This window comes from Sphingopyxis sp. SE2 (assembly GCF_032227185.1).
Taxonomy (GTDB): Bacteria; Pseudomonadota; Alphaproteobacteria; order Sphingomonadales; family Sphingomonadaceae; genus Sphingopyxis.
Genome location: NZ_JAPMXW010000001.1, coordinates 1,054,661 through 1,080,531, shown reverse-complemented (window position 1 = coordinate 1,080,531; position 25,871 = coordinate 1,054,661). Strand labels below are relative to the sequence as shown.

Genomic DNA, 25,871 nt, shown 5'->3' with positions numbered 1-25,871 from the left:
TTTATCAGGCCACGCTTTGTTCGATCGCGCCGAAGATGCTGTGGTGACGGTCATCGTCCATCCAGATGCGGACCGTATCGCCCTTTTTCATGAACGGGGTCTTGGGCTCACCCAGTTGGATCGTCTCGACCGTCCGCACTTCGGCAAGGCAGCTATAACCCAGCCCGCCTTCGCTGATCGGCTTGCCCGGGCCGCCGTCGGCGTCGCGGTTCGACACCGTGCCCGACCCGATGATCGTGCCCGCGCCCAGATCGCGCGTTTTCGCGGCGTGCGCGATCAGCGCGCCGAAGTCGAAGGTCATGTCGACCCCGGCATCGGCGCGGCCCAGCGGTTCGCCGTTCAGGTCGACCGAAAGCGTCCCGTGCAGCTTGCCGTCCTGCCAGCGATCGCCCAGCGCCTCGGGCGTCACGAACACCGGCGACATCGCGCTCGACGGTTTCGACTGGAAAAAGCCGAAGCCCTTGGCGAGTTCGGCGGGAATCAGCCCGCGCAGCGACACATCGTTGGTGAGGCCGACGAGAAGGATCTTGTCGCGCGCCGCGGCGGCATCGATACCGGCGGGCACATCGCCCGTCACGACCACCACCTCGGCCTCCATGTCGCAGCCCCACGCGGGATCGCCGAGCGGGATCGGGTCCCGGGGGGCCAGAAAGGCGTCGCTGCCCCCCTGATACATCAGCGGGTCGTGCCAGAAGCTGTCAGGCATTTCGGCGCCGCGCGCCTGCCGGACGAGCGCGACATGGTTCACATACGCGCTGCCGTCGGCCCATTGATAGGCGCGCGGCAGCGGCGACGCCGCATCGCGCTCGTGAAACCGCTCCTTCGGGATCGCGTCGTGGTTGAGGTCCTCGGCGAGCGCGGCGAGGCGCGGCGCGGCATAGGCCCAATTGTCGAGCGCCGCCTGCATCGTCGCCGCGATCTCGCCGGCGTCGGCATACCAGGCGAGATCGTCCGAAACGACGACCAGACGGCCGTCGCGGCCCTTTTTGAGCGATGCTAGTTTCACGAAAACTCCCTTGTCTGACGATGCGGCTGAAACCGTCATCGCCTGTCGGGAAGCGATAATCAGCGCGACGTCGTGATCGATGCGAAACAGGTAAAGCCGCTCTGCCCTGCCTGCAAGCGCCGGATATATTGCAGATAGGCTTGCGACTGGTTGTAGGTCGTTCCGGGCAGCGTCTGGCCGCGGAAGGCGCGTTTCACTTCCTCGCCCGTAAACGGCCGCGGCGCTCCCGGAAACGCACCTTTCGTCCCCGGAGGCACCAGCTTGCCCGCGCGGTCGATATATTGGCCCGCTGCCGTGGGGCTCGGAACCGGAATCTCGCAATTCATCACCGACACCGCGGTCTGCGCAAAGGCGGGCCGGATCGTCAGCGCCGCCGACACGCCGGCGGCGCCAAGCGCCAGCATCTTGCGGCGCGACGGCACGGCTTCGTCATCCATTTCGGGCGGCCCTGCGGGAATGTCGCTGTTTTCCATGGTCGGCGCATAACGCAATGAAGCGCCTAGGAAAAGAAAAAGACCGCCGCAGATCACCGGCTTCCCGCTTTGGCACATGCGGGCAAAAAGCGTTAACGACCGCAAAGCCGCTTGCGCTGATCCCCCGCTTCGTGCGACCCGAGCGGCGCATGTTCGATCGTCTGTCCAGCCTCGTCATCGCCCTGACGCTGGTCGTCATCGCGGCGATCTTTGCCGCGCTGACGGGGGGCGACCCCTTGTCGATCGCGATGATGGCGATCGCGGGCTTCGCCGCCGCAGGCACGGTTTACAGCGCGCTTCCCGCCCCGCTCCCGGACGCGCCGGGTGCGGCGCCGGCGGCTGATGCCCCGCCGGTCTCGCTTCTCCGCCACCCCGATTTCGCACGCTGGGTCGACCAGGAAAAAGACCCGCTCCTCGGCGTTTCCGACAACATCGTTGCAATCGCCAACGACGCGGCGATCCGCCTGCTCGGGCGCCATATCGTCGGCGCCGACATACGCACCGCGATCCGCCATCCGGCGGCCACAGAGTGGTTGTCGCGCATCAACAGTGACGGCCCGCTGGAAACGGTCAATCTCGTCGATTTCCCCCGCCCCGGCCAGCGCTGGACGATGCGCGTCGCGGCGCTATCGGGCGGACAGCGCATCATCATGCTGTCGGACCATTCGGCAATCGACGCCGCCGACCGCATGCGATCGGATTTCGTCGCCAATGCGAGCCACGAGCTGCGCACCCCGCTCGCCGCGATCCTCGGCTATGTCGAAACGCTGCAGGACATGAACGGCGATACCGACGCGCCGACGCGCAGCCGCTTCCTGTCGATCATCCACCGCGAAGCGGGGCGGATGCAGCAGCTCGTCATCGACCTGCTCTCGATCTCGCGGGTCGAGGCCGACCGCTTTCGCCGCCCGACGACGCCGGTCGACCTAGCGGCGATCGTCCAGACGTCGGTCGCGCAGCTTCGCGACAGCGAACAGCCGCGCGCGAAGGACATCGTCGCGATGCTGGGCGACGCGCCGCAGCCGATGCTCGGCGACGGCGCGCAGCTGGGCCAGCTCGCGCACAATATCATTTCGAACGCGATGAAATATGGCCATCCGGGAACCCCCGTCACGGTCGAACTTGCGCGCGAGGGAAGCCGCGTGCGGCTGTCGGTCAGCGACGAAGGCGACGGCATCGCGCCCGATCATCTGCCGCGCCTGACCGAACGTTTCTATCGCGTCGACGAAGCGCGCAGCCGCTCGGTCGGCGGCACCGGCCTCGGCCTCGCGATCGTCAAGCATATCAGCGAACGCCACCAGGGCCAGCTCGACATAGAGAGCGAGCTTGGCAAGGGAACGAAGGTATCGGTGACCTTCCCGCTCGCCGCCTAGTCGATCGCGCTCAGCAGATCGGCGATCCTTCCGAACATCTCGTCGATCTGCGGTTTTTCGACAATCAGCGGCGGCGACAGCGCGATGATGTCGCCCGTCGCGCGGACGAGCAGCCCGTTGTCGAAACAGGCGTGAAACAACTCCATCGCGCGCGCGGTCGGTTCCCCCGGCCGCGGTTCGAGTTCGATCCCCGCGACGAGCCCGATCGTGCGGATATCGATGACATGGCGCGCACCTTTCAGGCTGTGCGCCGCATCCTCCCAATGGCTGCCCAGCTCGTTCGCGCGGTCGAACAGCCGCTCGCGCGCATACAGATCGAGCGTCGCGAGCCCCGCCGCACTCGCCAGCGGATGCCCCGAGTATGTATAGCCGTGGAACAGCTCGATCCCGCCCGGCACGCTGTCGATCACCGCATCGTGCAGTTCACGCTTCACCGCGACCGCGCCCATCGGCACCGCCGCGTTGGTGAGGCCCTTCGCCATGGTGATTATGTCGGGTGTCACACCCCAGGTTTCGGACGCCGTCGCGCCGCCGACGCGCCCGAAGGCTGTGATCACCTCGTCGAAGATCAGGATAATGCCGTGCCGGTCGCAAATCTCGCGCAGGCGCCGGAGATAGCCGATCGGCGGCACGAGCACCCCCGTCGATCCCGCCATCGGCTCGACGATCACCGCGGCGATCGTCTCGGCGCCGTGCAGATCGACGAGGCGCTGGAGATCGTCGGCAAGCTCGGCACCATGCTGGGGGAATCCTCGGGTAAAGGCGTTGCGTTCGATGTCGTGCGTGTGCCGCAGATAATCGACCCCGGACAGCCCGCCGCCGAACGCGCGCCGGTTGTTGACGAGCCCGCCGACGCTAATCCCGCCGAAGCCGGTGCCGTGATAGCCGCGCTCGCGCCCGATCAGCCGCGTGCGTGTTCCCTCGCCCTTCGCGCGCTGGATAGCGAGCGCAATCTTAAGCGCGGTATCGACCGACTCCGATCCGCTATTCGTAAAGAAGATTCGATCGAGCCCTTCGGGCATCAATTCGGCGAGCCGCTGCGCCAGTTCGAACGGCAGCGGGTGGCCGAGCTGAAACGTCGGCGCGAAATCGAGCGTCGCGGCCGCCTTTGCGATCGCCTCGCTGATCTCGGGGCGGCAATGGCCCGCGTTGCTGCACCACAGACCCGATGTCCCGTCGAGGATCTCGCGCCCGTCGCTCGACCGATAGAACATGCCGCTCGCCGAAACGAGCTGGCGCGGCTGGCGCTTGAAGGCCCGGTTCGCGGTAAAGGGCATCCAGAAGGAGGCCAGCTGGTCGTTGTCACCGCGCATCGCGAACATCTCCTGATCTTGTCGGGCCCAATCTGGCGGGTGCACGCACGGCTGGCAATGTCAAAACCCGCCCCTCTGGCGCTTGAGCCAACTTCAGGATAGGCTTGTCTTCCACAAGCGGGCCGGCTCCTCGGCCCAATCGGGGGCGCATGTCAGTCAATCTGGAACAATGGATCAGCGACCATAATATCGACGAAGTCGAATGTATCGTCCCCGACATCAACGGGGTTCAGCGCGGCAAGGTGTTGCCGGCCAAGAAGTTCCTGTCGTCGGTCAAGGACAAGTCGCTGCGCATCCCGGGCAGCGTCTTCATCTGCACGATCGACGGCCATTATCCCGAAGACATCGACGACATTTGGGACAAGGATCCCGACAAGGTCCTGATCGCCGACCCCGACACGATCTGCGTCGCACCGGGCTTCACCTCGCCGACCGCCTTCGTCATCGCCGACGCGTTCAACCGCGACGGCACCGAAGTCGACATCGCGCCGCGCACGATCCTTAAGAAGGTGCTCGGCCTCTACGAAGAAAAGGGCTGGAAACCGATCATCGCGCCCGAGGTCGAATTCTATCTCGTCTCTCAGAACACCGACCCCGATTTCCCGCTCACCCCGCCCACCGGCCAGTCGGGACGCAGCGAGAGCGCCAGCCAGCCCTATGGGCTCGAGGCGATGAACGAATATGAAGATATCATCGATCATATCTATGACGATTGCGAGCTGATGGGGCTCGATATCGACACGATGATCCACGAAATGGGCGCCGCGCAGCTCGAGGTGAATTTCATCCACGGCGACCCGCTGCGTCTCGCCGACGAGGTCTTCCTGTTCAAGCGCGTCGTGCGCAACGTCGCGAAGCAGCACAATGTCTATGCGACCTTCATGGCGAACCCGATGGCGGGCCAGCCGGGCAGCGCGATGCACGTCCACCAGTCGGTGGTCGATGCCGAGACCGGGCGCAACCTGTTCGCGACCGCCAATGGCCGCGACAGCGCGGCGTTCCGCAGCTATATCGCCGGCCTCATCCGCTTCATGCCGCAAATCTCGCCGATGTGGGCGCCCAATGTGAACAGCTTTCGCCGCATGCGTCCCGACAGCGCCGCGCCGATCAACGTCCAGTGGGGCGAGGATAACCGGAGCTGCGGCTTTCGCGTGCCCATCGCCGACAAGCACAACCGCCGCGTCGAAAATCGTCTCCCGGGCGCCGACAGCAATCCCTATCTGGCGATCGCGGCATCGCTCGTCTGCGGCTATATCGGCATGGTCGACCGCATGGTCCCGCCCAAGCCGATCAGCGGTAGCGCGTACAACCGCGCACGCACGCTGCCGCGCACCCTCGAAGCGGCGCTCGACCGCTTCGCCTCGTGCAAGAAAGTGCGCAACCTGCTCGGCGACGATTTCTTCGAAATCTTCTTTGCGGTGAAGGATTATGAGCTGTTCAACTATCAGTCGGTCGTGTCGAGTTGGGAACGCGAGCACCTGTTGATGCGGGTCTGATCCGCGCGCCGGCGATGACCGATCCGCTGAACCACAGCTATTATGCGGCGACCGCGCATAAGCGGCAGCCGCAGCGCGACATCGAAGGCGACCTTCAATGCGACGTCGCGGTCATCGGTGGCGGCTTCACCGGGCTTGGCGCCGCGCTCGCCTGCGCCGAGCGCGGCTTTTCGGTCATCCTTTTCGAAGCCGAACATGTCGGTTTCGGTGCGTCGGGGCGCAACGGCGGGCAGCTTATTCCCGGCCTCCGCTGGACCGCGTCCGAAATCGAAAGGGAATTCGGACGCGAGCGCGCCGGTGCACTGTTCGATCTCTGCTGGCGCGACAATCGCGTGAAGAACCGGATCGCGAGGCACGGCATCGACTGCGATCTGAAGGCCGGGCATTTGGAGGCGGCATGGACGCCGAAAGACTTCGACGACATGCGGCGCGAGGCCGATTATCTTGCCAACCGCTTCGACTATCGGACCGAGATTGTCGCCAAAGGCGAGATGAGCAGACATATCGCCAGCCCGCTCTATCACGGCGGCATCCATGATCCGCAGGGCGGACATTTCCATCCGCTGAATTATGCGATCGGCCTCGCGCAGGCCGCCGAGACGGCTGGCGTGCGGATCGTCGAGGGGCGCCGTGCATCGCTCGACACCGCCAAGGCGCGCTATGTCATCGACGCCACCGACAGCTGGATCGGCGACGTCGAGCCCGCTCTCGGCCGCTACACCGTGCCGATCATGAACTATAATATCGCGACTGCACCGCTCGCGAATGCCGACGAACTGCTCCCCACCGACGCGGCGGTCGCCGACAGCCGCTTCGTGCTCAACTATTTCCGCCTTTCGGCCGACAAGCGGCTGATCTTCGGCGGCGGCGAGCGTTACTCACAAACCCCGCCGCGCGACATCGCGGCGTTCGTGCGGCCCTTCATGGCCGAAGTCTTCCCGCAGATCGCCGACGCGAAGATCGACTATGGCTGGGGCGGCGCGGTGGCGGTGACGATGAACCGGCTGCCGCATATCGGGCGTCGCGGAAACATCTTTTTCGCCCACGGTTTTTCGGGGCACGGCGCGCTGGTGACGACGCTCGCGGGCGAACTGATCGCCGAGGCGATGGCGGAAACCGCCGAACGCTTCGACATTCTCGCGAACCTGCCTTCGAAGCCCTTCCCCGGCGGAAAATGGCTGCGCCGCCCGCTCGCCACGCTTGGTTTGCTCTGGTATGCGCTGCGCGACCGGTTGGGGTGAAGGAGCATTTATGTCGAAGTCATCGGGCGTGATCGCGCCGCGCTCCGAGGCGGAGGCCTTCTTCAAGGCGAACCCCGACGTCGATTCGATCGAGATGATCTACACCGACATGGGCGGCGTGCCGCGCGGCAAGCGGCTGCGCCAGCACGAGGTGCTTGCGGTGTATGAAAGCGGCCGCATGATGCCGGGATCGATCACCGTCGTCGACATCACCGGGCAGGACACGGTCGAAACGGGCCTCGTGTGGGAGGATGGCGATGCCGACCGCTCGATGAAGCCGGCCCCCGGCACGCTCGTCCGCACCCCATGGGGCGGCGAGAATGCCGGGCAGTTCCTCGTCGGTTTCTACGAACTCGACGGCACCCCGCACGACCTCGACCCGCGCCACGTCCTCGGCCGCGTCATCGACCGCTATACCGCCGATGACCTGACCCCGGTGCTCGCGGTCGAACTCGAATTCTACCTCGTCGATCCGCGTCGCGCGCGCGACGGCCGCATCCGCCCCGCACGCCCCGGCTACAGCCGCGACACCCCGCGCAATGTCGAGGTTTATGGCCTCCGCGAACTCGACGATTTCCGCCCATTCTTCGATGCGCTCTACGCCGCGACCGATGTGCAGGGCCTGCCGCTCGAAAGCGCGATCTCCGAATTCGCGCCCGGGCAATTCGAGCTGACGCTACGCCACAAGCCCGACGCGCTGCGCGCCTGCGACGATGCCATCATGTACAAGCGCCTCGTCAAGGCGATCGCGCAGCAACATGGGCTCGAGGCGACCTTCATGGCCAAGCCCTTCGCCGATCAGGCGGGCAGCGGCATGCACATCCACGTCTCGGTCAACGACGCGGCGGGCGCGAATATCTTCGCCAGCGACGACCCCGAAGGTACGCCCGCGCTTCGCCACGCGATCGGCGGGATGATCGGCAGCGTCGGCGACGGTTTCGCGCTCTTCGCTCCGCATGCGAACAGCTATCGCCGTTTCAAGGCGAACAGCTACGCCCCCGTCGCGCCGACGTGGGGCGTCAACAACCGCACCGTGTCGTTCCGCATCCCCGCCGGCCCGCCGGTGAGCCGCCACGTCGAGCATCGCGCGTGCGGCGCCGACGCCAACCCCTATCTCGCCGTCGCAGCCGTTCTTGCCGGCATGCACCACGGCATGGCGAACCAGAGCGATCCCGGCCCCGCCGTCATCGGCAACGGCTACGATCGCGACAATAGCGGCGACGACAAACCGCCCTCGAACTGGTTCGCTGCGGTCGACCGCTTTCAAGGCTCCAAGCTGATGCGCGATTATCTCGGGGCCCGGTTCGTCGAGATGTTCAGCATCGTGAAGCGCGTCGAACAGGACAATTATTTCAGCGTGGTACCGGCGCTCGATTACGATTGGTATTTGCGCAACGCATGATAATTTCACAAAATCTTGGTGCAGCGCAAAAAAGCCTCTTTCCAAGCCGCCCTTATTGAGTCAGCTTGAGTCCCATACAGGGAGGCTGGCCATGGATTTCAACGAACTGATCAAGCAAACCCGCGGGCGCCGCTCGCTGCTCCAGGCGCTCGGTGTCGCGGCGGTCGGGATCAGCTTCGGCGGGCTCGCGGCGTGCAGCAAGCAGGGCGGCAAAACGCTCGCGAACGGCGAGGAAGCCAAGCTCAATTTCTACAATTGGGACACTTATATCGGCGAAAACACGCTCGATAATTTCAAGGAAGCGACCGGCGTCGACGTCACGATGGACCTGTTCGACAGCAACGACGTGCTGTTCGCCAAATTCAAGGCGGGCAACCCCGGTTACGACGTGATCGTGCCGTCGAACGACTTCGTCGAGCGGATGTCGAAGGCCGGCATGCTCTTGCCGCTCGACCATAGCCTGATTCCGAACAAGCGGAATATCGACCCCGCCTATATCAACGTCGAATATGACCTCCAGCGCAAATTCTCGATGCCTTACACCTGGCTTGCGCTCGGCATCGGCTATCGCAAGTCGAAGGTATCGGCGACGCCCGACAGTTGGAAGGTGCTGTTCGACAGTCCCGAATATGCGGGCCGCATCGCCTGGTTGTCGGAGGCGGGCGACATGTTCCGGCTTTTCGGCAAATATCTTGGCAAATCGGTCAATGCGCTGACCCCGGCGGACATTGCGACGATCGAAAAGATGATGATCAAGCAAAAACCCAATGTGAAGAAATTCCACGAGGATGACGGGCAGGACCTGCTTCTGAAGGGCGACTGCGACGTCGTGCTCGAATATAATGGCGACATCGCGCAGGCGATGGTCGAGGACAAGGACATCGATTTCGTCATTCCGAAGGAGGGCAGCCAGCTCAACTCGGACAATCTCTGCATCCCGAAGGGCGCGCCGCACCCGAAGAATGCGCATGCCTTTATCAACTATATCCTCGACGCCAATGTCGACAAGCATATCACCGAGACGATCCTCTATCCGACGCCCAACACTGCGGCGCGAAAGCTGATGCCCGACAGCTATCAGAACAATCCGGTCATCTTCCCGCCCGCGGAAGCCTTGGCGAAGTGCGAATATGCGCGTTTCAATCCCGAGCTTCAGCCGCTCTATGAAGAAGCCTTTACAAGGGTGCGGGCCGCATAAGGGTCAACAGGGGCATCGGGGGGTGGCCGAGCAGGACTGGAAAGCGAACAGGAGAGCCTTCGCGGCCGTGTCGCTGCCGACGCTCTTCTGGATCGTTCTTTTCTTCCTCGTGCCGATGGCGATCGTCTGGCTCTACAGCTTCGGCGAAAACCGGGGCCTCACCGAGATCGAAATTTCGGGCACGCTCAGCAATTACAAGCGCGCGACCGAGTGGCTTTATCTCACGATTTTCGGCAAGAGTTTCGCGGTCGCGGCGCTCGTCACCTTGATCTGCCTGATCCTTGGCTTTCCGGTTGCGATGGCGATCACCTTCGCGAGCGAGAAGTGGCGGCCGTGGCTGCTCCTCGGCATCATGCTCCCCTTCTGGACCAATTTGCTCATCCGCACCTATGCGCTGATGATGCTGCTCGGCACGCAGGGCTTCGCGAACAAGGGGCTCGGCGCGCTCTGGGAGGGAACGAGCTGGATCAAGACGCTCGTCGGGCTGCAACCGCTCCCGACATGGGAGCCGGTACAGCTCCTATTCAATAATTTCGCGGTCGTCTTCGGGCTCGTCTATGTCCACCTGCCCTTCATGGTCCTGCCGCTCTATGCGGCGCTCGACCGGCTCGACCGCAGCCTGATCGAGGCGAGCCTCGACCTCGGCGCCGGCCATTTCCGCACGATCATGCGCATTGTCATACCGCTCGCCGCGCCCGGCATCATCGCCGGGGTGATGATCACCCTCATCCCCGCATTGGGCGCCTACCTCACGCCCGACCTGATGGGCGGGACCGACAGCCAGATGATCGCCAATGTGATCGAACGCCAGTTCAAGAAGGCGAACGACTGGCCGTTCGGCGCCGCGCTTTCCTTCCTGCTCATATATGCGATGTTCGCGCTGATCGCGATACAGTCGATGCGCCGCAAAGTGCCGGAGGCGCATTGATGGCGCTCTTCGCCCGCATCCCGCGCGCACCGCTCGAATATAGCCGCACCCTCTGGATGCGCCTGTGGGTCGGCGCGGTGATGCTGTTCCTCTACGCTCCACTGATCGTACTCGTGATCTTCAGCTTCAACGACAGCAAGCGCAACGTCGTCTGGCGCGGCTTCACAACGAAATATTATGAGAAGGCGCTGGGTAACGACCAGCTCGTCGAGGCGCTGCTCAACTCGCTGACCATCGCGGCGCTCGCGACGATCGTCAGCCTCGCGCTCGGCGCGGTCGCCGCGGTGATGCTCTGGCGTTTCCGCTTTCCATTGAAGGGCGCGGTCGACGGCACGGTCTCGCTGCCGATCATCGTCCCCGAAATCTGCCTCGGCGTCGCCTTTCTGATGTTCTTTGCCGCGGTGGGCTGGCCGACCGACCTCGTCTGGCCGTTCAACCTCGGCGCGATCACCATCGCGCACGTCACCTTCTGCTTCCCCTTCGTGACGATGGTCGTGCGGTCGCGCCTCGCAAGCTTCAACCGCGAGCAGGAAGAAGCGGCGAAGGATCTCGGCGCGAGCGAGTGGCAGGTGTTTCGCGACGTCCTCATCCCGCACATCAAACCCGCGCTCGTCGCGGGGGCCTTGCTGTCCTTCACGCTCAGCCTCGACGATTTCGTCATCACCTATTTCACCAGCGGCCCCGACACGATCACCTTCCCCGTGAAAGTCTATTCGATGGTCCGCTTCTCCGTGACGCCCGAGGTCAACGCCGCCTCGACTTTGCTCATCATCCTGACCGTCGCCCTCACCTTCGTCGCCCTGAAGGCGCAGGGCGTGAAAGCCATTGCGGAAACCCACTGACCATGACCGATCCCGCCAAACCGATCATACAGATCCAGAATGTCTCGAAACGCTTTGGCAAGGTCACCGCGGTCGACAATGTCAGCCTCGACATCAACGCTGGCGAATTTTTCGTCCTGCTTGGCCCGTCGGGCTGCGGCAAGACGACGCTGCTGCGTATGATCGCGGGGTTCGAACTGCCGACCGAAGGGCGCATCCTGATCGACGGACAAGACATGGAGGGCATCCCGCCGAACAAGCGGCCCGTGAACATGGTGTTCCAGAGCTACGCCGTCTTCCCGCACATGAGCGTCGCCGACAATGTCGCCTACGGCCTCAAGATCGCGGGCGTGAAGGGCGGCGAAGTCAAGGATCGCGTCGCTGAGGCGCTCGAACTGGTGAAACTCGGCGGCTTCGAGACGCGCATGCCCGATCAGATGTCGGGCGGACAGCGCCAGCGCGTTGCGCTCGCGCGCAGTCTCGTCATGCGGCCCAAGGTGCTGCTGCTCGACGAACCGCTGTCGGCGCTCGACGCCAAACTCCGAGCGCAGATGCAGTTCGAGCTGTCGGAGCTTCAGGAAAAGGTCGGCATCACCTTCGTCACTGTGACCCACGACCAGGACGAGGCGCTGTCGATGGCGTGCCGGATAGCCGTGATCAACAAGGGCGAGGTGTCGCAGCTCGCGGCGCCGTCGGATCTTTACGAATTTCCCGCGAACCGTTTCGTCGCCGACTTTGTAGGATCGGTGAATATCTTCGAGGGGAAGTTGACGCTCGACGAGCCCGACAGGGCGGCGGTGGACTGTCCAGGATTAGGAAAAATATATCTAAATCATGGCGTTACGGGCCCGCATGGCGCCGACGTCTGGGTCGCGCTGCGGCCCGAGAAAATCTATCTCCACGTCCCCGGCGCGGGCAAGGCGGTCACGGCCGCGGCGCAGGATGCGCCCGAAGGTCACAATTTCGCGCGCGGGACGATCAGGGGCATGTCCTACCTCGGCGACATCACGCTGTTCGAGATCGAGCTCGAGACCGGCGCGCGCATCCGGGTGTCGCGCCCGAACCTGTCGCGCCGCGACCAGGAGGATTTCACCTGGGGCGACAAGGTCAGCATGCACTGGCGCGCCGACAGCCCGGTCGTTTTGCTGGGGTGACGATCTCAGTGAGCGGCCTTCTTCCCCGGAATGAAGTGCAGCACGCCGACGATCAGACCGCCGAGCAGCAGGCCGAATATGCCCGCACCGGCCGCGTTGATCAGCCATTCCCAGACGCCCGCGCCGGGCAGATTGCCCGCGACCGCATGGGCGAAGTCGTGGAGGCCGTGGCCGATGTTGCCGATATGATATTCGTCGAGACCGTGGAGGAAAATCTGGCCGCCGACCCACAGCATCGCGGCGGTGCCGATCAGCGCCAGCGCCGCGAGCAGCTTGGGCATGAAGGTCACAAGCCCGCGCCCGATCGCGCGGCGCGCATTGCTCCCTTCCTTCGCCATGTGGAGCCCGATGTCGTCCATCTTCACGATCAGCCCGACGACGCCGTAAACCGCTATGGTGATCGCGATCGCGACCACCGCGAGCGTCGCGGCGCGCATCGCGAAATGTTCGTCGAGCACTTCGTTCAAGGCGATCACCATGATCTCGGCCGAAAGGATGAAGTCGGTCCGCACCGCGCCCTTCACCATCGCCTCTTCATGGTCCTGGTCGGCGACGATCGCCGCATCTTCGGCAAGGCTCGTCTTGTCCTTCTGAAGCGAGTGCAGCACCTTCTCTGCCCCCTCGAAACAGAGATAGGCGCCGCCGATCATCAAGAGCGGGGTGATCGCCCATTGCGCGACCGCCGACAGCAACAGCAATGCGGGCAGGATCAGCACCAGCTTGTTGAAGATCGACCCCTTGGTGATCCGCCAGATGATCGGGAGTTCGCGGTCGGGGGTGAAGCCGGTGACGTAGCGCGGCGTCACCGCGGTATCGTCGACGACGACCCCCGCCGCCTTGACCCCGGCCTTCGACGCCGCGGCGCCGATATCGTCGATGCTCGCGGCGGCGACCTTGGCGATGGTCGCAATGTCGTCGAGCAGGGCAAAAAGGCCGGAGGGCATAAGGGTTTGGTCTTTCCTGTTCAGAGCGCGCGGAGTTTGGGCATCACCTCATCCAAGGATTTGCGGATGATGGCAACCATCTCGTCGATCTGCTGCGTGGTGATGATGAGCGGCGGGCACATGACGAGGCTGTCGCGGATGCCGCGCACCATCAGCCCGTTCGCGATGCACGCGTCGCGCGCCATCGGGCCGGCGGTTCCCTCGGCGCCGCCGAAGCGGGCGCGGCTTTCCTTGTCGGCGACGATCTCGACCGCGCCGAGCAGCCCGACCGAGCGCGTCTCGCCGACGAGCGGATGATCGTTCAGCGTCGCGAGCGCCTTGGCCAGATGCGGCCCGGTGACGTTGCCGGTGCGCTCGACCAAGCCTTCGCGCTCGATGATCTCGATATTCTTGAGCGCGACCGCCGCGGCGACAGGATGCCCCGAGTAAGTGAAGCCATGGACGAAATCGCCGCCGGTCTTGAGCGTCTCGACGACATGCGCGGCAACCGCAGTTGCCGAAATCGGCAGATAGCCCGACGAAAGCCCCTTCGCCATCGGCATCAGGTCGGGGGTGAAGCCCATCGTCTCGTGCCCCCACATGCTGCCGGTGCGCCCGAAGCCGCAGATCACCTCATCGGACACCAAGAGCAGGCCATATTTGCGGACCACCGCCTCGACCTTGGGCCAATAGCCCTGGGGCGGGATGATCACGCCCCCCGCCCCCTGTACCGGCTCGCCGATGAAGGCGGCGCAATTTTCAGGGCCGACCTCGAGAATCTTGTCCTCGATCGCCTGCACACAGGCGTCGCAAAACTCTTCCTCGGTCATCCCCTGCCCTTCGCCATAGGCATAGGGTTGGCGCACATGCTCGACGCCCGGGATCGGCAGGTCGCCCTGTACGTGCATCGCCTTCATGCCGCCGAGCGACACGCCCGCGACGGTCGAGCCGTGATAGGCGTTCCAGCGGCTGATGAAGATCGTACGTTTGGGTTCGCCCTTCAGCTTCCAATAATGGCGCACCATACGGAACACGGTGTCGTTCGCTTCGCTGCCCGAGGCGTTGAAGAAGATATGCGGCAGGCGATTGCCTGTCAGGCTCGCGATCTTTGCCGCGAGCGTCACCGTCGGCGGCGTCGCGGTCTTGAAGAAGGTGTTGTAAAAGGGCAGCTCGCGCATCTGCGCCGCCGCCGCCTCGACCAGTTCTTCGCGGCCATAGCCGACATTGACGCACCAGAGGCCCGCCATGCCGTCGAGGATGCGGTGGCCGTCGCCATCGGTGATGTAGCAGCCCTCGGCATGGGTGATGATGCGGCTGCCGCCCAAAGCTTCGATTTCGGCCCAATCGGCCTGCGCGGGAAGATGGTGCGCGATGTCGAGGCGCTTGAGTTCGGCGATGTCGTGATTGCGGGGCATAATCTTGTTCCTGATCCAGAAGTCCGTTCGCATCGAGCGAAGTCGAGATGTCTCTCGATCCTGCGCTACGACGATGGGTGTCTCGACTTCGCTCGACACGAGCGGACGAGAGCCGCGGCTCTTCGATCAGGGCGAAAAGCTGATCCGCGCGAGGTAGCGGTCGTAACGGGTGACGCGGCGGTTCATAATTCGCCTCTTAACGCGCGCCCGAGAAGGTGGAAATAGGTCTGGCTCTGGTCGCTTGCGTCGGCGCGCCATTCGGGATGCCATTGCACCGCGAGCAGTGGCGCGCCGTTCGGCCGCGCGCTATAGGCCTCGACCAGCCCGTCGGGAGCGCGCGCCTCGACCGCCAGCCCGTCGGCGAGCGCGCCGATGCCCTGATAATGAACCGAATTCACGTCGAGCGACGGCGCGCCATAGGCCGAGGCGAGCAAGCCGCCTTCGACCAGATCGACCTTGTGATGGTGATCGAACATGCCGTCGAAGCCGACGCCATCGGGCGCATGATGGTGGAGCAGTTCGTCGCTCGCCGAGGTGTCGCGGCGTAATGTGCCGCCGAGCGCGACATTGATCTCCTGAAAGCCGCGGCAGATGCCGAACAGCGGCCGCTGCGCCGCGATGACCGCCTCGACCAGTTCGGTCATCATGCGGTCGCGATCGGGGTCGAAGGGTCCCTCGCCTTCGGACGCATCGCCGTAGCGCACGGGTTCGACGTTCGACGGTGTGCCGGTGAGCAACACCCCGTCGAGCCGACCGACGATCTCGGTGGCGCGCATATAGTCGGGAAGCGAGGGAATGATCAGCGCCGCACAGTCGGCATGGCGCATCGCCGCGGTCGCATAGCGGTTGATCACCGTCTGCGCGATCTCGGTCCCGACGGTGCGGTTGCAGGCGATAATGCCGAGGACGGGGCGTTGCGACATGGCGCCCACGCTGCCGCGTTTCGGGGACGGGCGCCAGCGAAATATGGGGCGTGGGTGGTGTCGGTTTTGGGGTGGGGAGCGGACATTCCACAACCGTCGCCCCCGCGAAGGCGGGGGCCGCTAGCGGCCTTACTCAGCGGCATTGTGTAAAACGACAGCGGCCCCCGCCTTCGCGGGGGCGACGGCTAGGTTCGGTCGCTAGCGGATAGCGCCAGCTATTCCGCGTGCTGCCGCGCGAACGCCGCCGCCGCGCCGAACAGGCCCGGTTGCGGGTGGGTGATCAGCTTGACCGGCAGCGCCGACATGAAGCCTTCGAAGCGTCCCTTTTCGATGAAGCGTTCGGGGAAGCCCGAGCGGACGAGGCTGTCGCGGATGCGCAGGCCGAGCCCCCCCGCGACGACGACGCCGCTGGCGCCCTGCGCCAGCGCGAGGTCGCCCGCGACGCTGCCGAGCGAGAGGCAGAAGCGGTCGACCGCCGCGGCTGCGAGGCTGTCCTCGCGGTTCATCGCCCGGGTCCAGATCGCCTTGTCGTCGAGCGGGGTCACCGCGCGCCCTTCGAGCGCGGCGAGCGTTTCGTAGATATCGACGATCGCCGGGCCCGATACGATCCGCTCGACCGATACGCGCCGGTGGCGCTTGCGCAGCCGCGCGAGGATCGCATCCTCGATGCTGTCGAGCGGGGCGAAGTCGATATGCCCGCCCTCGGTCGCCTGGACACGATATTGGTGGCCGTCGCGCCAGATATGCGCGACGCCGAGCCCGGTGCCGGGGCCGATGACCGTGATCGTGCCGGTCGCGGGCAGCGGTTGGTCGGGGCCGGCGAGCCGCTCGAAATACCCCTCGTCGGCCTGCGCGACGGCATGGCCGACGGCTTCGAAATCATTGACGAGCACATAGCGGTCGACGTTCAGCTTTTCGCCGATCAGCGCCGGGCGGATGATCCACGGATTGTTGGTGAAGCGGATGATCTCGCCGCGCGTCGGACCCGCGATCGCGATGGCGACGGCGCGCGGCAAGGTTCCGCCCTGCTGCCGTTCGAAATCCTGCCACGCGGTCTGGAAGCTCGCATGATCCTTGGTGTGCAGCGTCGTCGCTTCGCCGAGCGAAAGGACGCGGCCGCCCTCGACCTCGGCGATGGCGAAGCGCGCGTGCGTGCCGCCGATGTCCACCGTGACGATCTGTTCGCTCATGACTCTCCCTTGCCGGTCCCTGCGCCGGTGCCATGGTGGCATGTCGCACAGCCGAAATCGATGCAACAGGGCATAGCTATGCGCGCGCGCCTCTTGCGCGGCAGGCGGGCTGCGGAAGACGTCATCGAACCTCGCGCATTTTTTTCCAAGGCCGCGCGGACAGCATTCCGTCTTGTGATTGTCGCCGGGAAGAGGTCCCGGTCCCGATCTCAAGAGGAACCCGATGCGCAAGACCTTGCTGGCCTCCACCTGCCTGGCCACCCTGATTTCAACCGCCGCCCACGCCGAAACGACGATCACCACCGCGACGACGGCGCCGGTGCGCACCTCGACGATCAAGTCCGGCGCGCCCGACGATATCAAGATCACCTCGGCGGGGTCGATCAAGCCGACCGTTGCCGGGCCCGCGGTCACGATCGACAGCAATCACAAGGTCGTCAACGAAGGCACGATCGAGTTCACCAATGTCGACGGGGCGACGGGCATCCTCGCGGGCGCCGGCACCTCGGGCGGCATCACGAACGGCGCGACCGGCAAGATCACGATCGGGGAAACCTATGCCGCGACCGACATCGACAAGGATGGCGACATCGACGGTCCGTTCGCGATCGGCAGCAACCGCGTCGGCATCGCGACCGCGGGCGCCTTTACCGGCAACATCGTCAATTCGGGCGCGATCGCGATCGAAGGCAATGATTCGGCGGGTATCCGCCTCGGCGGTCCGCTGACGGGCAAATTCACCAACGACGGGACGATCAGCGTTCTCGGCGACCGCGCGCTCGGCGTCGGGTTGCAGGATGTGACGGGCGATGTCCGCATCGCTGGAACCATCTCCGCCACGGGTGTCGACGCGATCGGCGCGCGCCTCGCCGGCGACGTCACCGGTGCGCTGGTCGTCCAGGGCAATCTTACCGCCACCGGCTATCGCGTCACCACGCCGCCGGCCGACCCGTCGAAGCTCGACGCCGACGACCTGTTGATCGGCGGCAACGCGCTCTCGGTCGAAGGCGATGTGACCGGCGGCATCGTCCTCGCCGTCGCGCCCAAGGATGCCAAGCCCGACGACAAGGACGAGGACAAGGACGGGATCGAAGACGCCAAGGAAGGCAATGCCGTCGTGCGCTCCTACGGCTCGGCTGCGGCGATCCGCATCGGGTCGGCCGACCGCGATGTCGCGATCGGCGCGGTTGCCGGGACCGGCACGGGGCTTGGCTTCATCATCGACGGCGCGGTGCTCGGCGACGGGCTTTATGCGGGCAAGGACGGCAACGGGATCCAGATCGGCGGGCTCGGCGGCGCGGTGACCATTGCCGGCGGCATCGGCATCGGCGCGACCGGCAGCGTCGCGGCGAAGTCGCACGACAAGGCGGCAACGGCGATCCGCATCGGCAGCGGCGCGACGACCCCCGAAATCCGCAACGCGGGCAAGATCGAGGCGACGAGCGGCGGCAAGGACGCCGGCGCGGTCGCGACGGCCGTGCTCGTCGAAGCCGGCGGCGATGTCGCGCTGATCCGCAACAGCGGCTCGATCGCCGCCAAGACCGGGGGCGACGGCGGTACCGCGCGCGCTATCGTCGATCTGTCGGGGACGGTCGATACGGTCGAGAACAGCGGCACGATCAGTGCCAGCGGCGCGCTCGCCTCGTCGGACCGCAATATCGCGATCGACCTGTCGGCGAACGGCAATGGCGCGACCGTGAAGCAGACCGCGGTCGCCTCGGGCATCACGGCGCCGAGCATCGTCGGCGACGTCCGCTTCGGCGGCGGCAACGACGTGTTCGACATCGCCGACGGTTCGGTGAAGGGGAACAGCTTCTTCGGCGCCGGCGACAACAAGCTCGCGCTGTCGGGCGATGCGACCTACGCCGGCAACGCCCGCTTCGGCGCCGGCAGCGACACGATGACGCTGGCCGGGACCTCGACGTTCACCGGGCTCGCCGATTTCGGCGGCGGCGCCGACACGCTGACGATCGGCGGCACCTCGACCTTTGCGGGCACGCTCGCCAATTCGCAGGGCCTCGCGGTTTCGGTAGCCGGCGGCACCTTCGACGTCGGCGGCGCGGCGACGATCTCGTCGCTCGCGGTGACCGAAAAGGGCACGCTGGCGGTGATGCTCGATACCGGCGCGACCGGCACCAATCTTCAGGTCACCGGCAACGCCAGCTTCGGCGAAGAATCGAAACTCGCGCTCAAGCTGTCGAGCATCGAGCAGGCCGAGGGCCAGCATGTCGTGCTGACCGCCGGCACGCTGACCGGCGCGGACAAGCTGACCGCGTCGCAGACGCTGCTGCCCTTCCTCTACAAGGGTACGCTGAGCTCGAACGCCACCCAGCTGATCGTCGACGTGTCGCGCAAGAGCACGAGCGAGCTCGGCCTCAACCGTTCGGAAAGCGGCGCTTTCGATGCGGTGCTCGATGCCGTCGTCGCCGACGAGAAGATCGAGGACGTCTTCCTCGGCATCACCGACGGCGACCAGTTCCGGGGCCAGCTCGGCCAGATGCTGCCCGAGCATGAAGGCGGCGTGTTCGAAACCGTCACCTCGGGCTCGCGCGCGCTGTCGCGCTATCTCCAGGATCCCAACGCGCCGTTCCAGGACGAGGGCAAATGGGGCTATTGGGTCAACCAGGCGGTCTGGGGCACATCGAAGAGCGTCGGCGATACCGCGAGCTATGACGTCAGCGGCTGGGGCATCTCGCTCGGCGCCGAGATCGAGAGCGACGTCGGCAATTTCGGCGGCTCGATCGGCTATCTCAGCGGCAAGGACGGCAACGGCAGCAACGCCAATGAAGTCAGCACCAGCCAGTTCGAAGGCGCGCTGCACTGGCGCCTGCGCTCCGACGGTTTCATGGCGAACGCCCGCGTCTCGGGCGCGCCGATCAGCCTGAAGGGCACGCGCATCTTCCGCGCCGAAGCCGGCGCCGAGGACATCGAAAAGACGATGAAGGGCAAGTGGGACGCGACGCTGTGGTCGGCGTCGGGCTCGCTCGCCTATGACACGCGGGTCGGCGGCCTCACCCTCCGCCCGATGGTCGCGGTCGACTATTTCAAGCTGAAGGAGGACGGTTATCAGGAAACGGGCGGCGGCGACGCGCTCGACCTGACGGTCCTGAGCCGCGATAGCGATGAGCTCGCGGTGTCGGGCACGATGACGCTCGGCCTCGAATTCGGCGGCGCCGACGAATATGACGGCTGGACGCGCTTCGAACTCGAAGGCGGCCGCCGCCAGATCGTCAGCGGCGCGCTGGGCGCGACGACCGCGTCGTTCAAGGACGGCACGCCCTTCACGCTGGTTCCGGATGATCGCACGAGCGGCTGGGTCGGCCGTTTCCGCGGCATCGCCGGCAACTCGGCCTTCCAGTTCGCCGGTGAAGTCTCCGCGGAAGAACAGCAAAGCCACATCGGCTGGGCGTTCCGTGCGAGCCTGCGGGTCGGTCTCTAGCCCCCCGGGCCGACCCCGCCCGCAAGGGGGAAGCGCATCCCCTACCCACGCTTCCCCCTTGCATAGGCAGAAATGAATGAAGAAGACGATGCTTGCACTGTCCATCCCCGCTTTCCCGGCACCGCGGTTGCGCGGTGGAGCCTGGACGCTATATGACGGCGTCATCAGGGGGACGTATGGCGCAGGGCGAAGCGGCGCTACCCGACGGAAGATGGCGTTCCAGAGCAAGCAATCCATGACCCATACGCAGGATCGAACCGACGCCGCCCAGGGCATCGAAGGCGTGTTGCTTGCCAACCGCGACCGTATCGTGCGTTTCCTAGAGGTTCGCGGCGCGGGCGACGGCGCCGAGGATCTGTTCCAGGATTTGTGGATGCGGCTTACCGACCGGCGCATGGGGCCGATTTCGGACCCCCTGCCCTATGTGATGCGCGCCGCGAACAATCTGATGCTCGACCGCTACCGCTCGGCACGCCAGCGCGAGCTGCGCGACAAGGCATGGGGCGAAGCATCGGCGACGCAAAGTCCATCGAGCGAAAGCGCGCTGATTTCGCGCGAACAGCTCGCAATCGTCGAAAGTGCGATTGCGGCAATGGGCGAGCGCCCTGCCCGGATTTTCAGGCGCTTTCGCGTCGACGGGATCCATCAACGCGATATTGCCAGTGAAATGGGGGTCAGCCTGAGCACCGTCGAAGCCGATCTGCGCAAGGTCTATGCGAAGCTCGCCGAAATCCGGAGGCAGTTCGATGCAGGTTGAACGGGCGGACGCCGAAGCGCGCGCGATCGACTGGCTGGTCCGCCAGCGCGATCCCGATTTCACCGACTGGGGCGGCTTTGCCGACTGGCTCGCCGAAGATGACTCGCACGCCGCGATTTACGACGCGGTCGCGAGCCTTGATCGCGACCTCGATGCACTGCCGCCCTCCCCTGCGCCGTCGGTCGTGATGATCCCCGACGCCCCGCGCCGGCCTTCGCGGCGCGCCTGGTTCGGCGGCGCCATGGCCGCCGCGATCGTCGGGGTGATCGGCATCTCGGGGCTCGGCCTGTTGGGTGGCGGCGACCGGATCGAGACCCTTGCGGGCGAACATCGCACCGTCCCCCTCGCCGACGGATCGAAGATCGAGATCAACGGCGCCTCGGTGGTCGAAATCGACGCGGATCGTCCGCGTTTTGCCAAGCTCGAATCGGGCGAGGCGATGTTCCATGTCGTGCACCGCGATAACGATCCCTTTATTGTCGAGACGGGCGGCGCAAAGATCGTCGATCTCGGCACGGCCTTCAACGTCGTGCGCCGCGACCGTCAGACCAGCGTTGCCGTGTCCGAAGGCATCGTCCTCTACAACCCCGACCGCGACAATGTCCGGCTCGTCGCGGGCAAAGGCATTGAAGTGCGCGACGGCGACCGCAACCCGCCGGTCGTACAGGACATCGACGTCGCGAATGTCGGCGGCTGGCGCAGCGGTTTGCTCGTATATAACGGCACGCCGCTCGCCGTCGTCGCCGAGGATCTGAAGCGCACCGCCGGGATGGAGGTGCGCATCGCGCCGGAGGCGACCGACCTGTCGTTCCGCGGCGCGCTGATCATCGACAAGAACCGCGACCGCACGATCGCCGACCTTGCCGCATTGTCGGGGACGAAGGCCGCGCGGCAAGGCGATGGATGGATCTTGACCCGCTGACCATGCACCCGCGCCTTTCCCTCGCCGTCGCAGCGATAGCGCTGTGCCTGCCCGCGCAGGCGCTGGCGGCGGACGAGCGCGCGTTCAATGTGCCGAAAGGCAGCCTGTCGTCCGCTCTCCCGCTGATCAGCCGGCAGGCGGGCGTCAGTATCAGCGTCGCCGACGCGAAGCTGTGGCAGGCGCGCGTCAAGCCCGTGCGCGGGCGGATGAGCGTCGAAAAGGCGATCCAGCGCCTGCTCGACGGCTCCGATGCGCGCGCGGTCCGGGTCAGCGCGACGAGCTGGCGGATCGAACGGCGGCCCGCGCCGGCCCGCGTCGCGAAGGCCGCCGCTGCGCCGCGACCGGTGCCGCAGCCGCGGGCGCGCGAACCGGCGAACGACCTGATCGCGGCGGCGCGAGACGAGATCATCGTCACCGCGTCGAAGACCGACCTTCCCCATTCGCATTTCGCGGGCGTCGTCACCCGATTGGATGGCGACGATTTGGCGTTTGGCGGTGAACGCGGGATGGATTCGATCCTCTCGCGCACCGCGACCGTTTCCTCGACCCATCTGGGTTCGGGGCGCAACAAGCTGTTCATCCGCGGCATCGCCGATTCGAGCTTCACCGGCCCGACGCAATCGACCGTCGGCCAATATTTCGGCGACATCCGCCTCAGCTACAACGCGCCCGACCCCGACCTGCGCCTCTACGACATCGACAATGTCGAAATCCTCGAAGGGCCGCAGGGCACGCTCTATGGCGCGGGCTCGCTGGGCGGGATCATCCACGTCGTGCCGAAAGCGCCCGATCCGCGCGCGATGAGCGTCCAGGCGATCGCCGGCCTGTCGGTGACCCAACATGGCGACCCCGGCGGCGACATCGCCGCGATCGCCAACCTGCCCGTGGGCGACAACGGACATGCGCTGCGCCTGGTCGGCTATATGCTCACCGACGGCGGTTATATCGACAATCCGCTGCGCGGACAGAATGACGTCAACCGCGTCCATGTCCGCGGCGGACGGGGCACCTTCCGCCTTGAGGCCGGCGACGGCTGGACGGTCGATTTCGGCGGCATCTATCAGGCGATCACCTCCGACGACGCGCAATATGCCGACAAGGACGCGCCGCCGCTGACCCGCGCCTCGATGGTCGAGCAGAATGCGACCGCGCGTTATGGCATGGGCACGATCGTCGTGATGAAGGATTGGGGCGACCTGTATTTCCAGTCGTCCAACGCCTTCATCGACCATCGCCTTTTCGAGCGGTTCGATGCGAGCCTGCCCGAATCGCGGCGCGGCGACGGGGACGGTGCCGGCGCCGCCATGGGCGCGGTCGATGTCGAGCGCCTGTTCGCCCCGGTCGAGGTCGTGCCGATGGCCGACGTGCCGCGCGTGCTCGACCAGCACAATGACACGCGCATGTTCGTCAGCGAGAACCGCCTGTCGCGGCCCTATCACGACGGGCTCGGCTGGGTGGTCGGCGCGAGCTTCATCCACAATCGCGCGCGGCAGGACCGCGAATATGCCTATGGCCCACTTAGCGCGGTCCTGCCCGGCGTCACCAACCGGATCACCGAGGTCACCGGCTATGCCGAGGCGACGGTCGAAATCATGCCCAATCTGATCGCCTCGGGCGGCCTGCGCCTCTCGCACGCGCGGCTGGGCGGCGAGGCCGAGGGTGTTTCCTTTGCCTTGGCGGAAGCGAACCGCGCGACGACCGCATCGCGCAACGAAACCGATCTGCTGCCGTCGGTTTCGCTGCTGGCGACCCCGCTCGACAACGTCCGGCTCTACGCACGCTATCAGGAGGGGTTCCGCCCCGGCGGCCTTGCGGTCGACGGCAATTTCGTGCGGCGGTTCCTCAACGATCAGGTGCGCACCTGGGAAGCGGGAATGCGGTTCGGCGACAAGGGACGGAGCCTGCTCGACGCGAGCATTTCGGTTTCGCACAGCCGCTGGCGCAACATCCAGGCGGATTTTATCGACAGCAGCGGCTTTCCGACCACCGCCAATATCGGCAACGGCCGGATCACCAGCCTGTCGGGTGCGGTCGCGATGCGGCCGACCGATGCGCTGACCTTTGAACTCGGCGCGGTCTATAACCACAGCCGCGTCGACGATCTTTCGCCGCAGATCCTGCCGGTGTTCGCCGCGGCGCCCGCGCGGCTCGGCCGCATCCCCAATGTCGCGAGCCATGCGGTGCGCGGGTCGGTCAACTATGCGACGATGATCGGCGACGAGGATTTCCGCGTGAACGGCTGGGCGAATTATATCGGGCCGTCGCGGCTCGGCATCGGTCCGGTGCTGGGCGAAAGCCAGGGCGATTATGTCGATACCGGGCTTGCGATGCGGGTCGGCAACAATCGCCGCGGGCTGTCGCTGACCCTCACCAATTTGTTCGATTCGCGCGGCAACCGCTTTTCGCTGGGAACGCCGTTCCTCGAGGGGAACGAGGGCTTTCTCACGCCGCTGCGCCCGCGCACGCTGCGGATCGCGGTGGACGTGGCCTATTGAGCGCGAGATCCTCCCTGTGCCGCAGGCATGGGGAGGTGGCAGCCCGCAGGGCTGACGGAGGGGCCCTTGGCGCGGCGGCGCGGCCCCTCCACCATTCGCTTCGCGAAAGTGCCGGGTCGTCCAGCCCCAGGACTGGACTTGGATTGCCGGGGGCAATCCATCCCTGCACTCCCCCTCCCCATCGCTTCGCGACAGGGAGGATCAATTAATCCGCCAGCGTGATCCGCTCGTAGCGGTCCATATGAAAATCGGCGCTGCCGAACTGGCCTTCGATCATCGTCGCGCGCTTGAAATAATGGCCGATCGCCAGTTCCTGCGTGATGCCGATGCCGCCGTGGGTCTGGATCGCATTCTGCCCGACGAAATTCGCGCCGCGCGCAACCTTGTTCTTCGCCGCCGACACCGCCGCCATGCGTTCGTTCGCGGGCAGGCCCAGCTTCAGCGTCGCCATGATCGTCATCGATCGCGCCTGTTCGACCTCCATGAACATGTCGACCATCCGGTGCTGGAGCACCTGGAACTTCGCGATCGGCACGCCGAACTGCTTGCGCTGCTGCGTATATTCGAGCGTGCCTTCGTGCAGTTTCTGCATCACGCCGGTCGCTTCGGCGCAGACGGCCACCGTCGCTTCGTCGACGATCTGCTCGACAAGCGGCAGGCCTGCGCCTTCGCCGCCGAGCAACGCGTCGCCGGGGATCGCGACATTTTCGAAATAGATTTCCGACGCGCGGCTGCCGTCGACCGTCGGATAGTCGCGGCGGACGATGCCGGGCAGATTGGCGTCGATCAGGAACAGCGACACGCCGTCCTTGTCGCGCTGAGCGCCGCCGGTGCGTGCGGTGACGAGCAGGTGCGTCGCCCAGGGCGCGGCATAGACGACGCCCTTGTGACCGTTCAGCACGTAACCCGCGCCATCCTTCTTCGCCGTGGTGCGCAGATTGGCGAGGTCGTAGCGCCCCTGCGGCTCGGCATAGGCGAAAGCGACGATCGCATTGCCCGCGATGATCTCGGGAATCATCGCATCGGCCTGCGCGCCGCCGACGGCCTTCAAGGCGCCGCCCGCGATGACGACGGTCGGCAGATAGGGCTCGATCCCGATGAACTTGCCCAGTTCCTCCATCACGATCGCATTTTCGAGCGCGCCGCCGCCGAGGCCGCCATGCTCTTCGGCAAAGGGCGCGCCGAGCATGCCGAGCTCCTGCGCGAGCGCGGTCCAGATCGCCGGATCGCGGCCGCTGTCCGAGTTGATGAACTTCTGGCGCGTCTCGAAGTCATAGGTGTCGCTGAGGAAGCGCGACAGCGTGTCGCGGATCATGTCCTGCGTTTCGGTGTAGGTGAAATCCACTATCTTATCCTCTATTTCACCGTCATCCCGGCGAAGGGTGCTCAGAGTCACGGCCTC

The 25,871-nt window shown here is 65.5% G+C and carries 20 protein-coding genes; 12 read left to right on the top strand and 8 right to left on the bottom strand.

The window, feature by feature from the left end; all coding sequences use genetic code 11:
* Positions 1-4 precede the first annotated feature (4 nt).
* Both OVY29_RS05060 and OVY29_RS05055 read right to left on the bottom strand, forming a co-directional pair.
* Complete coding sequence (locus tag OVY29_RS05060) at positions 5-1,006, bottom strand: fumarylacetoacetate hydrolase family protein (protein ID WP_037555638.1); 1,002 nt, start codon at positions 1,004-1,006, stop codon at positions 5-7.
* A 59-nt stretch (positions 1,007-1,065) separates the two neighbouring features.
* Positions 1,066-1,479 (bottom strand): hypothetical protein, encoded by a 414-nt coding sequence (locus OVY29_RS05055; protein WP_037555813.1) that lies wholly within the window; start codon positions 1,477-1,479, stop codon positions 1,066-1,068.
* Positions 1,480-1,628: 149 nt separating this feature from the next.
* On the opposite strand from OVY29_RS05055, the gene OVY29_RS05050 reads away from it, so the two are divergent.
* Complete coding sequence (locus tag OVY29_RS05050; RefSeq protein ID WP_313911078.1) at positions 1,629-2,852, top strand: ATP-binding protein; 1,224 nt, start codon at positions 1,629-1,631, stop codon at positions 2,850-2,852.
* Here the strand turns inward: OVY29_RS05050 and OVY29_RS05045 are convergent.
* Positions 2,849-4,165, bottom strand: coding sequence for an aspartate aminotransferase family protein (locus OVY29_RS05045; protein ID WP_200880183.1), 1,317 nt, complete (start codon positions 4,163-4,165; stop codon positions 2,849-2,851). The two genes, OVY29_RS05050 and OVY29_RS05045, sit on opposite strands and share 4 nt — an antisense overlap.
* 149 nt (positions 4,166-4,314) lie before the next feature.
* On the opposite strand from OVY29_RS05045, the gene OVY29_RS05040 reads away from it, so the two are divergent.
* From OVY29_RS05040 to OVY29_RS05010, 7 genes are all read left to right on the top strand, one after another.
* Positions 4,315-5,661, top strand: a complete 1,347-nt coding sequence (locus OVY29_RS05040) for a glutamine synthetase family protein (protein WP_037555636.1) — start codon at positions 4,315-4,317, stop codon at positions 5,659-5,661.
* A gap of 14 nt (positions 5,662-5,675) precedes the next feature.
* On the top strand, positions 5,676-6,902 hold the full coding sequence (locus OVY29_RS05035) for an NAD(P)/FAD-dependent oxidoreductase (RefSeq protein WP_037555809.1): 1,227 nt from the start codon (positions 5,676-5,678) through the stop codon (positions 6,900-6,902).
* A 10-nt stretch (positions 6,903-6,912) separates the two neighbouring features.
* The gene (locus tag OVY29_RS05030; protein WP_313911077.1) at positions 6,913-8,304 is read left to right on the top strand and encodes a glutamine synthetase family protein; all 1,392 of its coding nucleotides are present in this window, start codon (positions 6,913-6,915) and stop codon (positions 8,302-8,304) included.
* A gap of 91 nt (positions 8,305-8,395) precedes the next feature.
* A complete protein-coding gene (locus tag OVY29_RS05025) occupies positions 8,396-9,502 on the top strand; it encodes a PotD/PotF family extracellular solute-binding protein (RefSeq protein WP_052182273.1) in 1,107 nt (368 codons plus the stop codon).
* A 22-nt stretch (positions 9,503-9,524) separates the two neighbouring features.
* A complete protein-coding gene (locus OVY29_RS05020; protein WP_037555634.1) occupies positions 9,525-10,430 on the top strand; it encodes an ABC transporter permease in 906 nt (301 codons plus the stop codon).
* A complete protein-coding gene (locus tag OVY29_RS05015; protein WP_037555633.1) occupies positions 10,430-11,272 on the top strand; it encodes an ABC transporter permease in 843 nt (280 codons plus the stop codon). The genes OVY29_RS05020 and OVY29_RS05015 overlap by 1 nt, the downstream gene beginning before the upstream one ends.
* A gap of 2 nt (positions 11,273-11,274) precedes the next feature.
* Positions 11,275-12,405: an ABC transporter ATP-binding protein gene (locus tag OVY29_RS05010; protein WP_037555632.1), complete on the top strand. Its 1,131-nt coding sequence runs from the start codon at positions 11,275-11,277 to the stop codon at positions 12,403-12,405.
* Positions 12,406-12,410: 5 nt separating this feature from the next.
* Here OVY29_RS05010 and OVY29_RS05005 read toward each other — a convergent pair whose 3' ends face one another.
* From OVY29_RS05005 to OVY29_RS04990, 4 genes are all read right to left on the bottom strand, one after another.
* Complete coding sequence (locus tag OVY29_RS05005) at positions 12,411-13,349, bottom strand: DUF808 domain-containing protein (RefSeq protein WP_037555631.1); 939 nt, start codon at positions 13,347-13,349, stop codon at positions 12,411-12,413.
* 20 nt (positions 13,350-13,369) lie between these two features.
* Positions 13,370-14,743: an aspartate aminotransferase family protein gene (locus OVY29_RS05000; RefSeq protein WP_037555806.1), complete on the bottom strand. Its 1,374-nt coding sequence runs from the start codon at positions 14,741-14,743 to the stop codon at positions 13,370-13,372.
* A gap of 182 nt (positions 14,744-14,925) precedes the next feature.
* A complete protein-coding gene (locus OVY29_RS04995; protein WP_037555628.1) occupies positions 14,926-15,666 on the bottom strand; it encodes a gamma-glutamyl-gamma-aminobutyrate hydrolase family protein in 741 nt (246 codons plus the stop codon).
* Between the two features lie 215 nt (positions 15,667-15,881).
* Entirely contained in the window at positions 15,882-16,856 is a 975-nt protein-coding gene (locus tag OVY29_RS04990) for an ROK family protein (RefSeq protein WP_037555625.1), read from the bottom strand.
* 223 nt (positions 16,857-17,079) lie between these two features.
* On the opposite strand from OVY29_RS04990, the gene OVY29_RS04985 reads away from it, so the two are divergent.
* From OVY29_RS04985 to OVY29_RS04970, 4 genes are all read left to right on the top strand, one after another.
* Positions 17,080-20,295 carry an autotransporter domain-containing protein gene (locus OVY29_RS04985; protein WP_037555623.1) on the top strand — a complete coding sequence of 1,072 codons (3,216 nt, stop codon included), beginning with the start codon at positions 17,080-17,082 and terminating at the stop codon, positions 20,293-20,295.
* 235 nt (positions 20,296-20,530) lie between these two features.
* Entirely contained in the window at positions 20,531-21,052 is a 522-nt protein-coding gene (locus OVY29_RS04980) for an RNA polymerase sigma factor (RefSeq protein WP_037555622.1), read from the top strand.
* Positions 21,042-21,974 carry a FecR family protein gene (locus OVY29_RS04975; protein ID WP_037555621.1) on the top strand — a complete coding sequence of 311 codons (933 nt, stop codon included), beginning with the start codon at positions 21,042-21,044 and terminating at the stop codon, positions 21,972-21,974. Before OVY29_RS04980 ends, OVY29_RS04975 begins: the two co-directional genes overlap by 11 nt.
* Positions 21,956-24,469 carry a TonB-dependent receptor gene (locus OVY29_RS04970; protein ID WP_235211524.1) on the top strand — a complete coding sequence of 838 codons (2,514 nt, stop codon included), beginning with the start codon at positions 21,956-21,958 and terminating at the stop codon, positions 24,467-24,469. Before OVY29_RS04975 ends, OVY29_RS04970 begins: the two co-directional genes overlap by 19 nt.
* A gap of 205 nt (positions 24,470-24,674) precedes the next feature.
* Here OVY29_RS04970 and OVY29_RS04965 read toward each other — a convergent pair whose 3' ends face one another.
* On the bottom strand, positions 24,675-25,814 hold the full coding sequence (locus OVY29_RS04965; RefSeq protein WP_037555619.1) for an acyl-CoA dehydrogenase family protein: 1,140 nt from the start codon (positions 25,812-25,814) through the stop codon (positions 24,675-24,677).
* Positions 25,815-25,871 lie beyond the last annotated feature (57 nt).

Excerpts from the sequence above, each read along its gene's own strand:
- OVY29_RS05055 (WP_037555813.1), bottom strand. The coding sequence starts at position 1,479 with ATGGAAAACAGCGACATTCCCGCAGGGCCGCCCGAAATGGATGACGAA.
- OVY29_RS05050 (WP_313911078.1), top strand. The coding sequence starts at position 1,629 with ATGTTCGATCGTCTGTCCAGCCTCGTCATCGCCCTGACGCTGGTCGTC.
- OVY29_RS05045 (WP_200880183.1), bottom strand. The coding sequence starts at position 4,165 with ATGCGCGGTGACAACGACCAGCTGGCCTCCTTCTGGATGCCCTTTACC.
- OVY29_RS05040 (WP_037555636.1), top strand. The coding sequence starts at position 4,315 with ATGTCAGTCAATCTGGAACAATGGATCAGCGACCATAATATCGACGAA.
- OVY29_RS05035 (WP_037555809.1), top strand. The coding sequence starts at position 5,676 with ATGACCGATCCGCTGAACCACAGCTATTATGCGGCGACCGCGCATAAG.
- OVY29_RS05030 (WP_313911077.1), top strand. The coding sequence starts at position 6,913 with ATGTCGAAGTCATCGGGCGTGATCGCGCCGCGCTCCGAGGCGGAGGCC.
- OVY29_RS05025 (WP_052182273.1), top strand. The coding sequence starts at position 8,396 with ATGGATTTCAACGAACTGATCAAGCAAACCCGCGGGCGCCGCTCGCTG.
- OVY29_RS05015 (WP_037555633.1), top strand. The coding sequence starts at position 10,430 with ATGGCGCTCTTCGCCCGCATCCCGCGCGCACCGCTCGAATATAGCCGC.
- OVY29_RS05010 (WP_037555632.1), top strand. The coding sequence starts at position 11,275 with ATGACCGATCCCGCCAAACCGATCATACAGATCCAGAATGTCTCGAAA.
- OVY29_RS05005 (WP_037555631.1), bottom strand. The coding sequence starts at position 13,349 with ATGCCCTCCGGCCTTTTTGCCCTGCTCGACGACATTGCGACCATCGCC.
- OVY29_RS05000 (WP_037555806.1), bottom strand. The coding sequence starts at position 14,743 with ATGCCCCGCAATCACGACATCGCCGAACTCAAGCGCCTCGACATCGCG.
- OVY29_RS04995 (WP_037555628.1), bottom strand. The coding sequence starts at position 15,666 with ATGTCGCAACGCCCCGTCCTCGGCATTATCGCCTGCAACCGCACCGTC.
- OVY29_RS04990 (WP_037555625.1), bottom strand. The coding sequence starts at position 16,856 with ATGAGCGAACAGATCGTCACGGTGGACATCGGCGGCACGCACGCGCGC.
- OVY29_RS04985 (WP_037555623.1), top strand. The coding sequence starts at position 17,080 with ATGCGCAAGACCTTGCTGGCCTCCACCTGCCTGGCCACCCTGATTTCA.
- OVY29_RS04980 (WP_037555622.1), top strand. The coding sequence starts at position 20,531 with ATGACCCATACGCAGGATCGAACCGACGCCGCCCAGGGCATCGAAGGC.
- OVY29_RS04975 (WP_037555621.1), top strand. The coding sequence starts at position 21,042 with ATGCAGGTTGAACGGGCGGACGCCGAAGCGCGCGCGATCGACTGGCTG.
- OVY29_RS04970 (WP_235211524.1), top strand. The coding sequence starts at position 21,956 with ATGGATCTTGACCCGCTGACCATGCACCCGCGCCTTTCCCTCGCCGTC.